Origin of the sequence: Myroides odoratimimus, from assembly GCF_038039805.1 — a bacterium.
Classification (GTDB): domain Bacteria; phylum Bacteroidota; class Bacteroidia; order Flavobacteriales; family Flavobacteriaceae; genus Flavobacterium; species Flavobacterium odoratimimum_B.
The window spans coordinates 230,848-245,627 of record NZ_JBBPHK010000002.1; the positions used below are offsets into that span (position 1 = coordinate 230,848).

The 14,780-nt window shown below is 34.2% G+C and carries 12 protein-coding genes; 6 read left to right on the forward strand and 6 right to left on the reverse strand.

What is annotated here, in order from left to right; all coding sequences use genetic code 11:
* Positions 1-10: 10 nt before the first annotated feature.
* Positions 11-958: a metallophosphoesterase gene (locus AABL85_RS02930; RefSeq protein WP_341309135.1), complete on the reverse strand. Its 948-nt coding sequence runs from the start codon at positions 956-958 to the stop codon at positions 11-13.
* Between the two features lie 503 nt (positions 959-1,461).
* Here AABL85_RS02930 and acnA point away from each other — a divergent pair.
* Positions 1,462-4,188: an aconitate hydratase AcnA gene (gene acnA / locus AABL85_RS02935; RefSeq protein ID WP_341309136.1), complete on the forward strand. Its 2,727-nt coding sequence runs from the start codon at positions 1,462-1,464 to the stop codon at positions 4,186-4,188.
* A gap of 209 nt (positions 4,189-4,397) precedes the next feature.
* Here acnA and AABL85_RS02940 read toward each other — a convergent pair whose 3' ends face one another.
* The 3 genes from AABL85_RS02940 to AABL85_RS02950 all read right to left on the reverse strand — a co-directional run bounded on the left by AABL85_RS02940 (position 4,398) and on the right by AABL85_RS02950 (position 6,921).
* Positions 4,398-5,231 carry an OmpA/MotB family protein gene (locus AABL85_RS02940; protein ID WP_341309137.1) on the reverse strand — a complete coding sequence of 278 codons (834 nt, stop codon included), beginning with the start codon at positions 5,229-5,231 and terminating at the stop codon, positions 4,398-4,400.
* Between the two features lie 79 nt (positions 5,232-5,310).
* Positions 5,311-6,309: a glycosyltransferase family 2 protein gene (locus AABL85_RS02945; RefSeq protein WP_341309138.1), complete on the reverse strand. Its 999-nt coding sequence runs from the start codon at positions 6,307-6,309 to the stop codon at positions 5,311-5,313.
* Between the two features lie 147 nt (positions 6,310-6,456).
* Positions 6,457-6,921, reverse strand: a complete 465-nt coding sequence (locus AABL85_RS02950; protein WP_006259010.1) for a type I restriction enzyme HsdR N-terminal domain-containing protein — start codon at positions 6,919-6,921, stop codon at positions 6,457-6,459.
* A gap of 54 nt (positions 6,922-6,975) precedes the next feature.
* Between AABL85_RS02950 and holA the strand changes: the two genes are divergently transcribed.
* From holA to AABL85_RS02965, 3 genes are all read left to right on the forward strand, one after another.
* Positions 6,976-7,980: a DNA polymerase III subunit delta gene (gene holA, locus AABL85_RS02955; RefSeq protein WP_341309139.1), complete on the forward strand. Its 1,005-nt coding sequence runs from the start codon at positions 6,976-6,978 to the stop codon at positions 7,978-7,980.
* A gap of 12 nt (positions 7,981-7,992) precedes the next feature.
* Positions 7,993-8,181: a CAL67264 family membrane protein gene (locus AABL85_RS02960; RefSeq protein ID WP_006259008.1), complete on the forward strand. Its 189-nt coding sequence runs from the start codon at positions 7,993-7,995 to the stop codon at positions 8,179-8,181.
* Positions 8,182-9,099: 918 nt separating this feature from the next.
* Positions 9,100-9,894 (forward strand): YoaK family protein, encoded by a 795-nt coding sequence (locus AABL85_RS02965; RefSeq protein ID WP_341309140.1) that lies wholly within the window; start codon positions 9,100-9,102, stop codon positions 9,892-9,894.
* Positions 9,895-10,081: 187 nt separating this feature from the next.
* On the opposite strand, the gene AABL85_RS02970 is transcribed toward AABL85_RS02965, so the two are convergent.
* Positions 10,082-10,264 (reverse strand): hypothetical protein, encoded by a 183-nt coding sequence (locus AABL85_RS02970; RefSeq protein WP_006261104.1) that lies wholly within the window; start codon positions 10,262-10,264, stop codon positions 10,082-10,084.
* Between the two features lie 396 nt (positions 10,265-10,660).
* Here AABL85_RS02970 and ettA point away from each other — a divergent pair, with 396 nt between their 5' ends.
* Both ettA and AABL85_RS02980 read left to right on the forward strand, forming a co-directional pair.
* On the forward strand, positions 10,661-12,349 hold the full coding sequence (gene ettA, locus AABL85_RS02975) for an energy-dependent translational throttle protein EttA (RefSeq protein ID WP_041891189.1): 1,689 nt from the start codon (positions 10,661-10,663) through the stop codon (positions 12,347-12,349).
* A gap of 178 nt (positions 12,350-12,527) precedes the next feature.
* Positions 12,528-13,259: an MBL fold metallo-hydrolase gene (locus AABL85_RS02980; RefSeq protein WP_341309141.1), complete on the forward strand. Its 732-nt coding sequence runs from the start codon at positions 12,528-12,530 to the stop codon at positions 13,257-13,259.
* A gap of 124 nt (positions 13,260-13,383) precedes the next feature.
* Here the strand turns inward: AABL85_RS02980 and gltS are convergent, their stop codons facing one another.
* The gene (gene gltS / locus AABL85_RS02985; protein WP_341309142.1) at positions 13,384-14,592 is read right to left on the reverse strand and encodes a sodium/glutamate symporter; all 1,209 of its coding nucleotides are present in this window, start codon (positions 14,590-14,592) and stop codon (positions 13,384-13,386) included.
* Positions 14,593-14,780 lie beyond the last annotated feature (188 nt).

Sequence of the window (14,780 nt, forward strand, 5' to 3'; positions counted from 1 at the left end):
AAGTTTGACGTTATTTTACGAAGACGAGTTGCTTAGAATCTAACTTGTCTTCTCCACTATATCTGTAGCAGACAAGTATCCCGTCTCCTTTAGCAACGCTAAAATCAACACAACATACATTATCTTTGATGATACTAGGTCTAGTACCTGCCTTGTGTTTCATCCAATAGTGACCGAAAAATACAGGTTTCTCAATGATTTTATAAAAATTATCACTCTCAAACTCAAAAGGTGTATGAGGAAGTTCTTGTATAGGGTGTACACTTATAGAGTTATATGTCATTTCTTTTGGATCTTCCCACCATTTGGTTCTAAACTCAGTGCGTAGTATACGATCCTTATCTATAAAGGACATTCCTGTGGGCATTTTAGCTTCTTTACCTTTTAATGTTGTTTCTATGGCATTAAATAATTCTGTTCCTTCTGTGTTAGCCTCCTCTAATAAATCATTAGTAATACAATTATTAATAAGTCTATTTTTTAAGTAATTAATATGTTGATCTTCCCAACATGCATGAACAGCTCTAAAAGCATCGTTTTCATAAAATAAAGGAAGAGATTTAAACCATTCTATATACATTTTATACATATTAGGCACTTGCATAAATGCAGCCATAGTCACAGCATGTTGATTAAAATTTTTAGGCGTATGCTCTCTAAGGTATTCCCCATTAGCAGATAGAGTGTTATAGCAGATTGCGTTGTACTCGTGATTTCCCATTAAGGCAATAGCTTCTCCATTGTCTACCATTTTTTTTACGATGTCTAAAACTTCGATAATGTTAATTCCTCTATCTATATAGTCCCCTACGAACAGTACTTTTCGCTCAGGATGTTGGTAATAACCTTTTTTGTTAGAATAACCTAAAGCAGACAGTAATTGTTTTAGATCATTACTATGTCCATGAATATCTCCTATTATATCAAAGTCTACAAAATTCTTGTCAATTGTTTTCATTATACTAGTTGTTGGTGTTATTAAATGTACGATAATTTGTAATTAAATTATTAAAAAAAATAAAAATAAAATGATAGTATATGATATCTACAATAAAATTATTTTATAATAGTGATGATGTGTTTAATAATGTTTTAAAGAATATAAAATTGAGTATAGAATAATGTTTTAAGAGTTAAATTGAAATTACTTTAAAAATTGTATAAGCGAACTATATGAGTTTTCCAAAGGTCATTTTAAAAATATTAACGGTTATGGAGAGGTATAAATTACTATGTGAACAATAAAGTATTATTGGTTGTTTTGACACTAGTAGTTGTGTATTAAAAAAGTGTAGATTATCTAAAAATATAAGAGTCAAATTACCAATATACTAATTTTTAAAAATAACCTATTTTACTAGCTATAAATAGAGAATGTTATAATGTTTGCAGATTTTTAATAAACATTTAATAGCTAATCTTGTTTGTTTTCAGTAACTTAACCTTTATAAACTAACAATTATGACAAAGTATAAGATTGCATCATTAAAAGAGTTACAAGACAAAGGTAACAATATCGAAAGATTGCCATTTTCGATTAGAATTTTATTGGAGAATGTTTTGCGTAATCACGATGGTTACGTGGTAACTGACGAGCATTTAGACACTCTAGTTAACTGGGATCCAAAGGGTACTGATAAAGATATTCCCTTTAAACCAGCACGTGTTTTAATGCAAGACTTTACAGGAGTACCTGCTGTTGTAGATATTGCTTCTTTGAGAGATGAGTTCATTAGACAGGGAAAAGATGGAAATAAGATTAATCCTGCAATCCCTGTAGATTTAGTTATTGACCACTCTGTTCAGGTAGATTATTATGGAACAGATTACTCTTATAAGGGAAATGTAGAAAAAGAATATGAACGTAATTCTGAACGCTATGAGTTGTTAAAATGGGCTCAACAGGAGCTAAATAACTTCACAGTAGTTCCTCCAGGAATGGGTATTTGTCACCAGGTAAATTTAGAGTATTTAGCTAAAGGTGTTATCGAAAGAGACGGCTGGGCTTTCCCTGATACTTTAGTGGGTACAGACTCACATACTCCTATGGTGAATGGTATCGGAGTTATTGCATGGGGAGTGGGAGGTATTGAAGCAGAGGCGGCTATGCTAGGTCAGCCGATTTACTTTACATGCCCAGAAGTAATAGGATTGAAACTAACAGGTAAAATACCACAAGGAGCTACTGCTACAGATATGGTATTATCTATTACTAAGATATTGCGACAAGTAGGAGTAGTAGGTAAGTTCGTAGAGGTATTTGGAGATGGCTTAGATAATCTGTCTGTTACAGATAGAGCGACTATATCTAATATGTCACCAGAGTTCGGATGTACAGTTACTTATTTCCCTATTGATAATCGTACTTTAGATTATATGCGCGCTACAAATAGAAGCGAGGAACAGATAAAACTGGTAGAAGATTATTGTAAAAATAATATGTTGTGGAGAACAGGCAAAGAGAACATTGAGTATTCTACAGTAATCGAATTAGATTTAAATACATTAGAACCAACAGTATCTGGGCCTAAACGACCACAAGACAAAATATTAGTAAAAGATTTAGCAACTTCATTCTCTACTTTATTAGAACAAGAGTATAATCGTACTTACACGGAGACTAAAGAGCGTAGAGAGCACGCTTGGCTATCAGAAGGAGGCTCAGGTACAGAATTTGCTTATGAGGAGAATAAAGTAGCTAATCCTACGACAGAGGTTGTAAAAGATAGTCTGCGTACAGTTCGTATTAAACAGAAGAATAAAGAGTATGTAATAGGAGACGGAAGTATTGTTATCGCTGCTATTACGAGTTGTACGAATACTTCTAACCCAGAAGTAATGATTGGAGCAGGACTAGTAGCTCGTAAGGCGATTGAGAAAGGTCTGCGAACGAAGTCATGGGTTAAAACAAGTTTAGCGCCAGGGTCTAAGGTTGTGACTCAGTATTTACAGCGCTCTGGCTTATTAGAAGACCTAGAGGCACTTCGCTTCCATACAGTAGGGTACGGATGTACTTCTTGTATTGGTAACAGTGGACCTCTTCCATTACCTGTAGCAGAGGCAGTGACTAAAGGCGATTTAGTGGTAGCATCTGTATTGTCAGGGAATAGAAACTTCGAGGCTAGGGTACACCCACAAGTAAAAATGAACTTCTTAATGTCTCCGATGTTAGTTGTTGCTTATGCACTTGTAGGTAGAGTAGATATTGATTTAATTAATGATCCTTTAGACTATGATCCTAATGGACAACCAGTGTATCTAAAAGATATATGGCCTACGCATGAAGAGATTAGAGCAGTAATTAATGAATCTTTAAAACAAGAGGATTTTGAACAAGTATATAGTGTGATTTTTGAAGGGGAGCAAGACTGGAAAAACTTACAAGCGCCAACAGGTCAGAAGTTTGAGTGGGATCAACCATCTACTTATATCAGACAAGCACCGTTCTTCGAAAACTTACCAGCTCAACCTAAACCAATTGCAGACGTACACAATGCAAGAGTATTATTGTATTTAGGAGATTCAGTGACTACAGACCATATTTCGCCTGCAGGAGCTTTTAATGAGAGTTCTGCAGCAGGTAAATATTTATTGTCACAAGGAGTAGAACCAAAAGACTTTAACTCATATGGATCTAGACGTGGTAACCATGAAGTGATGATGAGAGGTACCTTTGCCAATGTGCGTATTAAGAATAAAGTAGCACAACGTGAAGGAGGATATAGTACTTATTTACCTACGAATGAATCTCTTTCTGTATTTGATACAGCTATGAAATATCAGGAAGATAAGACTCCTTTAATAATCTTGGCAGGTAAAGAATACGGAAGTGGATCTTCTCGTGACTGGGCAGCAAAAGGAACTTATTTATTAGGAGTAAAAGCTGTTATTGCAGAAAGCTTTGAGCGTATTCATAGAAGTAACTTAATTGGTATGGGAATAGCTCCGTTACAATTCTTAGAAGGCCAAACAGCTGAATCGTTAGGTCTAACTGGAAAAGAAACATTCACTATTACAGGAATCGAACAAGATTTAGTACCACATAAAATACTTGAAGTAAAAGCTGTAAAAGAGAATGGAGAAATTCTTTCTTTCCAAGTTAAAGCTCGTTTTGATTCTTTAATTGAAATAGAGTATTATAAAAATGATGGTATTCTACAATATGTATTGAGAGAATATCTTAAATAGGTTTTTGGTCTTTTGTTAAAGTGCGTAATCGTTATAGATGATTATATCAATACAAAGTGTATCATATCATCTTAGTACATTATGCCCACAGGGCAATGCTGTAAACTGATTACTGCAAACCGAAAACCAATTTTGAATTCGTTATTCACAATTAAAAAAGGGCTATCTTATTTAAGATAGCCCTTTTTCTTTATTTTTAATAACTAAAATTATTTAGTCATATTTTTCATTTCTTTCTCGATCATATCGTAGAATTGATCGATCTTAGGAAGTAAAACGATTCTAGTTCTTCTATTTCTAGCTTTGTTCTCAGGAGTATCGTTTTCTACTAATGGCACATACTCTCCACGTCCTGAAGCAACTAATTGAGCAGGATTTAATTGGAAGTCATTTTGTAAAACTTGAACGATAGATACCGCACGTTTAACACTTAGATCCCAGTTGTCTCTCATCATTGCATTTTTGATAGACACATTATCAGTATGTCCTTCTACCATTACTTCAAAGTCTGGTTTGCTCTTAGCAATAGCAGCTACTTTAGCTAATACACGTTTAGCCTCAGAACTTACTTCATAACCAGCTGTTTTGAATAATAATTTGTCAGCGATAGAGATGTATACTACACCTTTTTCTACGTTAACTTGGATATCTGGATCATCAAAACCAACTTCTTTCTTCACACTTCTTACTAAAGCTAAAGTAACAGAATCTTTCTTCGTGATTGCATCTTGAAGACGAGTGATCTTAAGATCTTTCTCTTTCATGCTCTCCAAAGTTTTCTCTAAGTTTTCAGCACCTTTAGAAGTTAACATAGTCATGTTACCCATATTGCTTAATAAGTCAGAGTTGTTCTTTTTCAAATGCTCAATCTCGTTAGAGAAAGCATTTCTCTCAGCTAAAGCAGAGTTTAGTTTTATAGTACATGTATTTAATAAATCTTGTACTTCTTTGTTTTTAGCTTCTAAGTCTGCAATTTTCTGTTTAGTTCCACAAGAACCTAATGTCAAGGCTAAAACAGATAATCCTAAAACTACTTTTTTCATAATTAAAAAATGATTGAATTGTTTTGTCAAATATAGCAAATAGATGGCAATATAGAAAGAAAAGTCTAAACTATTTTAATTAGAAAACTTTAATATAAGTCTTTCGTTTTTGAATATAATATAATTTAACAATTGATTTAGTTCGATAATAATCTTTTATAGGGCTTTTAGATACCTTTTTTTTGAAAGCAGAAATTCGCTTGTAAAATGCAAAGTGCGAACGAACAATTGCAAAGCAATGTTTGGGTTGTAACATAAGCATATATCTTACTCCCGCTATTCCGTCTAAGCACAATCTCAAAAAGATAGTAACGAACTTTCGATTTGTAGGTAGGTTTTTGTATAAGGTAAGTAGAGAATTTCTAAAGTTAAGGTAAGTTTTCTTTGGACTCTGGTACTTTAAAGTGGCTCCACCTACATGATATACAGTAGAATAGCCAGTGTACTTAACCTTGTAGCCTAGATGGTGTGCTCGCCAGCATAAATCTATTTCCTCTTGATGGGCAAAATAGTCTTGATCTAAACCTCCAAGCTTTTGGTAGGCCTCATTGCGGATAAAAAAGCAAGCGCCTGATGCCCAGAATATATCTATAATATCGTTGTATTGTCCTTTATCTTCTTCTATGGTATCGAAGATACGCCCTCTACAAAAAGGAAATCCATACGAATCTATAAAACCACCTGCAGCACCTGCATACTCAAAGTGGGTTTTGCGTTTATAGTCAAGAATCTTAGGCTGTACAATAGCTACTCGAGGTTGTTTATCGAATATTTGTTCTACTGAGTCTAACCAGTTTTCGGTTACTTCTATATCTGAATTTAGCAGAACTAAGTAAGGTTCTTGAATATCTTTTAATCCTTCATTATACCCTTGTGCAAAACCATAATTTTGTTTATTTTGAATAATATGAACAGAAGGAAATTCTTGTTCCAGAACAGCTATAGACTGATCAGTAGAAGCATTGTCAATAACATATATATTAGCTTTGTCCGAATACTTCAGAACAGAAGGAAGAAACTGTCTTAACAACTGCTCTCCATTCCAATTTAAAATAGCTACGGCAAACTTTTTATTCATTTGTTTTGTTTTTCTTTTGTGTGAAATCGTTTTTTTGTGATGTCGTGATGTTGTCTAGTATATGTTATCAATATATAGTGTACCACATCATCTAAGTACATTATGCCCTTAGGGCAATGCTGTAAACTGTCAACCGTTCACTGTCAACTAATTCTTCATTCCTAATTCCTCATTATAATTTGGCAATTCTCTTAAGAACACATATTTACTATTTTCGTAATCCATTTGACAGTAGTAATGATTTAGCCCATTGGTGACATACAGATAGGTTGATCTTAATTGAAAATTATAACGAGCAATCTGATCAAATGTTGTTTGGGTAATTTTTATCTCAGGTGCTTTACACTCTATGAGCATAAAGATTTCACCATTAGGTCTAAAAATCACCACATCATATCGTTTCGTCATTCCATTAATTCTCACTACTTTCTCTACACTGATGAGGGAAAGAGGATAACCTTTAGTATAGATCAAATCATGTACTACATGCTGTCTTACCCATTCCTCAGGAGTAAGCTGAATAAACTTTTTACGGATAACATCAAAAATAGATAGCTTATTTTCACTATTTTTGAAACGAAAATCAAACGGTGGGAAATTCAGTCTTTGCATAAAGCAAAGATATTTTTTTTCTACTGGTATTGAGCAATATTTAAAACTAATATTTTGGATCAAGTAAAGGACATAATAAAGAATATAAAGGCAGGGAATGCTGCTCCTATATATTTTTTGATGGGGGAAGAACCGTATTATATTGATAAAATCTCTGAGTATATTGAAGATAATCTATTGACAGAAGAAGAGAAGGGGTTTAATCAAATGGTATTATATGGGCGAGATGTTACTATTCAAGACATTGTTTCTAATGCAAAGCGATTCCCTCTAATGGCAGAAAAGCAAGTGGTCATCGTTAAAGAAGCTCAAGAGTTAGCACGTTCTATCGATCAATTAGAATCTTATGCTACACAAGTACAACCATCTACCGTATTAGTATTCTGCTATAAGTACAAAACATTAGACAAAAGAAAGAAGATTTATAAGGCGATAGAGAAGTCTGGTATCATATTTGAAAGTAAGAAGTTAAAAGAGTATCAGATAGAAGCTTGGCTTAAGAAACTACTTACTGCAAAAGGGTATAGTATAGATCCTAAAGCTTCTGCAATGCTAGTAGAGTTCTTAGGGACAGATTTGTCAAAAATAGCAAATGAGATAGATAAATTGGCTTTAATCGTACCAAAAGGAGTACAAATCACAGCAGAAGTAGTAGAAAAGAACATCGGAATAAGTAAAGATTTTAATAATTTTGAATTGATTAAAGCTATTGTAGACCGCAATCAGCTCAAAGCATATAAAATTGCAAATTACTTTGCACAGAACCCAAAGAATAATCCAATCGTATTGACAATGGGGCTTGTTTATTCTTATTTTTCTAAGCTTTTGTTATACCATGGGCTGAAAGATAAGTCACCGTCTAATGTGATGAAACAATTAAAAGTGAGTCAATACGCAATAAAAGACTACGAAACGGGGTTTAGAATCTATAAGATGAAGCAAGTCAGTAGTATCATTGCACATCTAAAAGATATAGACCTTAAAAGTAAGGGAGTAGGAGCTCAGGCGATGCCTCAAGGAGAACTACTTAAGGAGATGTTAATCAAAATATTTAATTAAAATAAATAAATAATGCCGAACAATTTAAACAAGAATAAGATTCTAGGATATGCTACGTTGATTATGATTATGATGGGTATCTTATTAATCTGTCTAGGAGCATTTAAATATTCCGAAATCGCAGGGTGGGGATTCACAGCTGTAGGAATCGGTTTCTTTGCAATAGCATGGGTTTTTAACGCTTTAAAAGGAAGAGTATAAGTTTAAAAAAGAAGAGGAGAGCAATGCTCTCCTCTTCTTTTTTAAACAATTACGAATTTCAAATTAATAATTACGAATCTTAGCCTTTCAGGCTTTAGGTACGTACATTACGTCTCATTATCGTTGATTTTTAATACGTGATATATATCCGTTTAGTATGTCTTCTTGAGTGTAACGAAAGATCCCATCCCCCTTAAGGAATTACGAATTTCAAATTAATAATTACGAATCTTAGTCCTTCAGGCGTTAGTTACGTATATCAGGCAATCGCTACGTTTGTGTTATCGCGGATTTGTAATCCGTGATATATAATCATCCAGTATATCTATCCAATTTCAACTAAGAAATTCCTCAACCTTATTTAAAAAAATGTCTTCATTTTTTTTAAAAAGCACCTATTTATCATCAAAAAATCTTATTTTTACCCTAAAAGGAGTCTATTTTTTCTTTATTTTCTTCTCATTTCAGTGAATTTAGGCTTGAAAAGCAAAAAATTGTATACTTTTTTTTAAGCTTGTTTTTGTTTAATCAACTGGTAATCAGTTGTTTGTTTAGAAACGAGTTGTTGTTGTACTCAACGTTATATAGCTCTTAACCCCTGTAAAATCAAGGATTCTTCTTGAATCCTTGGACAGTTGTAGGACAATACTAGGACTTTACTGGGGTAAATGAGGCTTTTGTCGAAGGATGCTCCTTTTATATTCTTGTTGTTCTTCTTATGTACAGAATGAAAATATCTTCATAGCTTAAGTTATGAGAATATCGCTAGTTTTAAAAATTGAATCCCTAATAGCTTTTTTGATATGTGTTTATTGATTTTCTAAGTTACTATATAAATTTCTAACCACACACCATATATTTGTAATTCTCTTTAAATTTGTTATATTATAGTTTTGAGTAGGAGTAATTTATAAATTTATGTTATCACACAGAGGTAGGGAGAGAAGTTTTATGCAAAATCTGCGTTTAGCAGTGTTGTTATCATTTGTAGGAGGCGTGGTGAATGTATGTGGTTTTTTGGCTTTAAAGCTCATGACAACCAATGTGACAGGGTATCTATCTAATTTTGCTCAGGAGGTACTTACCTTTAATAAACAAGCTATTCTGAAATCAGTGTTGTTATTGGTTTCGTTTTTCTTAGGCTCTTTTACATCTCACGTGATCTTACAGTTGCAGAAGTTGATTTGGCGTAAGGTTTATTTTACTGTGCCCTTGATACTAGAGGCTATATTATTAGGAGGAGTGGCTTATCTCGAAGGTGATGTTTTATCCCAATATCCGATGAAGGTTGCCTATGTGTTGTTATTTGCGATGGGATTACAGAATTCTCTAGTGACCTTTATCTCTAAGGCGGTTGTAAGGACTACTCATATTACAGGAATAGTAACCGATTTAGGTATTGAAACGGCGAGGTTATTGTTTAGTCTAATGAGAACGAACCTCCGCAATCTTTTGCTTTCACATATAGGACTTAAAGTGGCTATTGTCTTTTCGTTTGGGGTAGGCGGGATTACCGCAGCATTTTGCTTTGAGTACCTTCATTTACGCACTTTATACATTGGTGTAGTAGTGATTCTATTTACTACTGTTTATGATTATTTAGTAGTTAAAATGATGAGAGTATTAGAGGAAGGAAAACATATAGTGGACTGGAGCAAGAAAGTAGTGACGAAGGACTATAAGGTTTATCATATCTTAAGAAGGAAGAAGTAGGCTCTTTAGTTTTATTTTAAGTAGAGTAAATAATTCAAAGTAAGGATAAATCACATTGTGATTTATATATCTCTGAAGTGTAGGAGAAACCACCCTGTTTTTCAGACACCCCTTCAAAGTAGGGGAAATAAAAAAATCTTGTAATTAAATCTCTCACATTAGAGTTAATTACAAGATTCAGTTGACCTTAGATTCCAATATGCAATTCGTATTCATCGTCTGCTTTCTCTTCGAAATCATAAATAGAATTTGCTGGTGAAATTGCGTTGCATGTTGAGCAAACGTAAGCATCTATTGATGGGTCATAGTAGTGATTCTCGTGATTGTTTTCACAAGTTTCACTCTTTGCAAAAAGTAAATTTTCTGTCATATATGTGAGTTTTTTAAAGTTGTCTCTAAGATAGAGTTTAAAAGTGATAAAAACAACTATTTATAGGACTAATTGTGTGTTTTTATTGTTAATGTTTTGTAAATATTGTTGTCTTGTGCGTATTTTAGGTTTATTCAATGTGAAATAATGAATTTTTTAAATAATGGTCCTTTAATAGTAATATTATTCTATATAGTTCTTTAGAGAGATAAGGTCTTATGAGGTCAATGATAAATCAGATCGTGCAGATATTTTTTAAGCTATACTAGGTAATGAAGACAAAATCAAAAAAATATAGAACACATTTCCGAATCTCCTTAATTAATACTATTTTTGGCTAATATGCTATAGAATGCTTATAGCTTAGTAATCAATAAATTCAATATATTTTACTTTATGTCAGACGATAAAAAGGTAATTTTTTCGATGTCAAAAGTGAGTAAAACTTACTCATCGACAAATAAGACTGTATTAAAAGATATTTATTTAAGCTTTTTCTACGGGGCTAAAATTGGTATTTTAGGTCTAAATGGTTCAGGTAAATCTTCATTGTTAAAGATTATCGCTGGAGTTGATAAAAACTATCAAGGTGATGTGGTATTTGCACCAGGATACACTGTTGGGTATTTAGAACAAGAACCGCAATTAGATGAAACAAAGACTGTTATCGAAATCGTTAGAGAAGGAGCTGCTGAAACGGTAGCAATCTTAGATGAATTCAATCAGATAAATGATATGTTTGGTTTGCCAGAAGTGTATGAAGATGCAGATAAAATGCAGAAACTGATGGATAGACAAGCTGAGCTACAAGATAAAATAGATGCTGTAGGAGGATGGGAGCTAGATACAAAGCTAGCTATCGCTATGGATGCTTTGCGTACGCCAGAGCCTGATACTCCTATTAATATTCTTTCTGGTGGAGAGCGTCGTAGAGTTGCTTTATGTCGTTTGTTATTACAAAACCCAGATGTATTATTATTAGATGAGCCTACTAACCACTTAGATGCGGAGTCTGTACACTGGTTAGAGCAACACTTACAACAGTACTCAGGAACAGTAATCGCTGTAACGCACGATCGTTATTTCTTAGATAACGTAGCAGGATGGATTCTAGAGTTAGATAGAGGAGAAGGTATTCCATGGAAAGGAAACTATTCTTCTTGGTTAGATCAAAAGTCTACAAGATTAGCTCAAGAGGAGAAGGTAGCTTCTAAGCGTCGTAAGAACTTAGAGCGCGAGTTAGACTGGGTACGTCAAGGTGCTAAAGGTCGTCAAACAAAACAAAAAGCGAGGTTACAGAACTACGATAAGTTATTAAACGAAGATCAAAAAGTCCTAGAAGAGAAATTAGAGATTTATATCCCTAATGGTCCTCGTCTTGGAACGAATGTAATTGAAGCAAAAGGAGTAGCGAAGGCTTTCGGAGATAAATTGTTATATGATGATTTAAACTTCACTTTGCCGCAAGCTGGTATTGTAGGTATTATCGGGCCTAATGGTGCTGGTAAGTCTACTATCTTCCGTATGATTATGGGAGAACAACAACCTGATGCAGGTACATTTGCTATCGGAGATACGGTTAAGATCGCTTATGTGGATCAAGCGCACTCTAATATTGACCCAGAGAAATCTATTTGGGAGAACTTCTGTGATGGTCAAGAGTTGATCATGATGGGGGGGCGTCAAGTGAATTCTCGTGCTTATTTGAGTAGATTTAACTTCGGTGGTTCTGAACAAAATAAAAAGGTATCAACGCTTTCTGGAGGAGAACGTAACCGTCTTCACCTAGCAATGACATTAAGAGAAGAAGGTAACGTATTGCTACTAGATGAGCCTACGAATGACTTGGATGTAAATACACTACGTGCGCTAGAGGAAGGTCTTGAGAACTTTGCTGGATGTGCAGTGGTTATTTCCCATGACCGTTGGTTCTTAGACCGTATCTGTACGCATATCTTAGCTTTTGAAGGAGATTCTCAAGTGTATTTCTTTGAAGGATCATTCTCTGATTATGAAGAGAATCGTAAGAAACGTTTAGGGGATGTAGCTCCAACTCGTTTGAAATATAAAAAATTAGTTCGCTAATTAAAATAGTAAAGGCCTAATTAGTTTTCTAGTTAGGCTTTTTTTTGTGATGTCGTGCGCTCCGTTTTACTTCGCTTACTAGAGAGGCGCTGCTCTAGGGAACAGGGAAGAGACGAGACATCACGGTTTCACGATTTCACAAAAAGACGATTTCACGGTTTCAAAAAAAACAAAAACAATGAATATAGATATATTGCATATCAATGCTAAATCAGCAGAGGGGGAACCGGCTATTTTTAACCCTGTGGTAGTAGGGTTTGCAGATGGGACTTCTTATTTGATAGATTGTGGTTTTACTTATAATTTCTCTGAGTTTAAACAAGAGTTAATGCATTTAGGACTAATGATAGCTGACTTAAAGGGAATTATTATCTCTCATGATGATATTGATCATTTAGAAGGATTGCATAAATTTAAAGAGGAATATGTTTCTCTAGAGGTTATCAGTAGCGCTCTAGAGGCTGACTCTGTTTCTGGTCGAGTGGAGTCTGAGCGTCTTGTCCAGGTTAGGGAAAGCCTTTCTCATATCCCTGAAGAGATGAAAGGAAGGGTAAATGACTTTATTAAACAACTTGAAACTATTCAGCATTTTGAAGTTACTCAAACTTTAGAGGATGGACAGTTCTTTAAAGATACATTACAGGTTATAGCCACACCAGGTCATACGAAAGGACATATTTCATTCTTTGATACAGAGAGTAAGACATTAATTGCTGCAGACGCTATTGTGGTTGAAGAAGGAGAGTTTAATATCGCTAACCCTCAGTTTACTCTGGATATGGGGGCAGCTTTAGCTTCTGTTAGGAAGATGAAAGAACTAAAACCAGAGCGTATTATATGTTATCACGGAGGTGTGGTGGAAGAGGAGATTGAAGATAAATTAGAACGATTGATTCAACGATATAGTTAATGGATTATCTCGTCATGGATTACAAATGCGCGATAACTTTAGAGACGTATTATCAACAAAAAAGGCTACTTAACTTGAGTTAAGTAGCCTTTTTTGTTATGTTTTGTTTTCTACATTCTGATTACTATAAAAAAGTAACGAATACATTTAGAATTAGTGCATTCAAAATGTCTATAAAGAATGCTCCTACCATAGGGATAATTAGGAAGGCTTTTGGCGATGGACCGAAGCGGCTTGTTACAGCTTGAATATTTGCTACAGCTGTTGCTGTTGCTCCTAATCCGAATCCACAGTGTCCAGCGCTTAATACGATAGCATCATAATCTTTGCCCATAGCTCTATAGGTGATAAAGTAAGCAAATGCAAGCATTAAACATACCTGTACTACTAAAATAAGTAAGATAGGTAAAGCAAGTTCTGTGATAGTCCACATTTTTAAAGACATTAGTGCACAAGCTAAGAATATAGAAAGACCTGCATTACCTAGTATTTCAATAGATTCGTCATGCATTTTTACTTTAAAGAGATGTGGTAGTATATTCCTGATTACTACTCCGATGAATAAACACCATACGAAAGTAGGTAATTTGAATTTATACTGAGCATTCCAATCTGATAAGTATTGGCCTAATACTAAACAGATAGATAGAAGAGTGATGGTAAGCATAACGCTCTTGTAATTCACTTTCTTATCTGTTACTACAGAAGGAACAGATATCTCGTGTGTTTCTTCGTGTTCTTGAATTTTTTCAGGAGATAATTCTTGGTAGTTATTCTTGCGCAATAGCTTGTAGGCTAATGGACCACCAATCGTCCCTCCAAGGATTAAACCAAATGTAGCACATGCCATTCCGATGTCTTTAGCTCCTATAAGTGGATTGTTGCTAGTCATAAAAGTGTCTGCCCATCCACCAGCTGTACCATGTCCTCCAGTAAGTGTAATAGAGCCAGCTATAAGCCCGAATCTAGTATCAAGATCTAATAAATATGCTAAAGAAACTCCTAGTGAGTTTTGACATATAATGAATACAGCTGCTATAAGTAAGAAGATAATTAATCCTTTTCCTCCTCTTATAAGTGTTCTAAAATCAGCATTTAGACCTATAGAAGAAAAGAAGATAAACATCATTCCTTGTTGAATGCTTTCATCAATAGTGAATTCTTTGCCTGTAACAGAATAGGCAATCCAAGAAAACATAGCAACAATGAAACCACCTACAACAGGTTCGGGGATATTAAATTTTTGAAAAAAGTTTACTTTTTGAACTACGAAGTGTCCTAGTAATAACACAAAGCAGGCAAGCATTAATGTTTCATAAATTCCAAAATCCATATAAGTTTATTCTATTAAAGGTGAAAAAAATAATGATCTACAGGTAGACCTTCATGCGCAAATATAAATAAACTAGGATGGAGTAACCTAAAAAACTTCTTTTTATTCTTGTATAAAACATATTTTTAATTGCTAATGTGTTCAATATCTATTGATTATTAGCTTAGGTTTCGGACAGGAAGAACAAA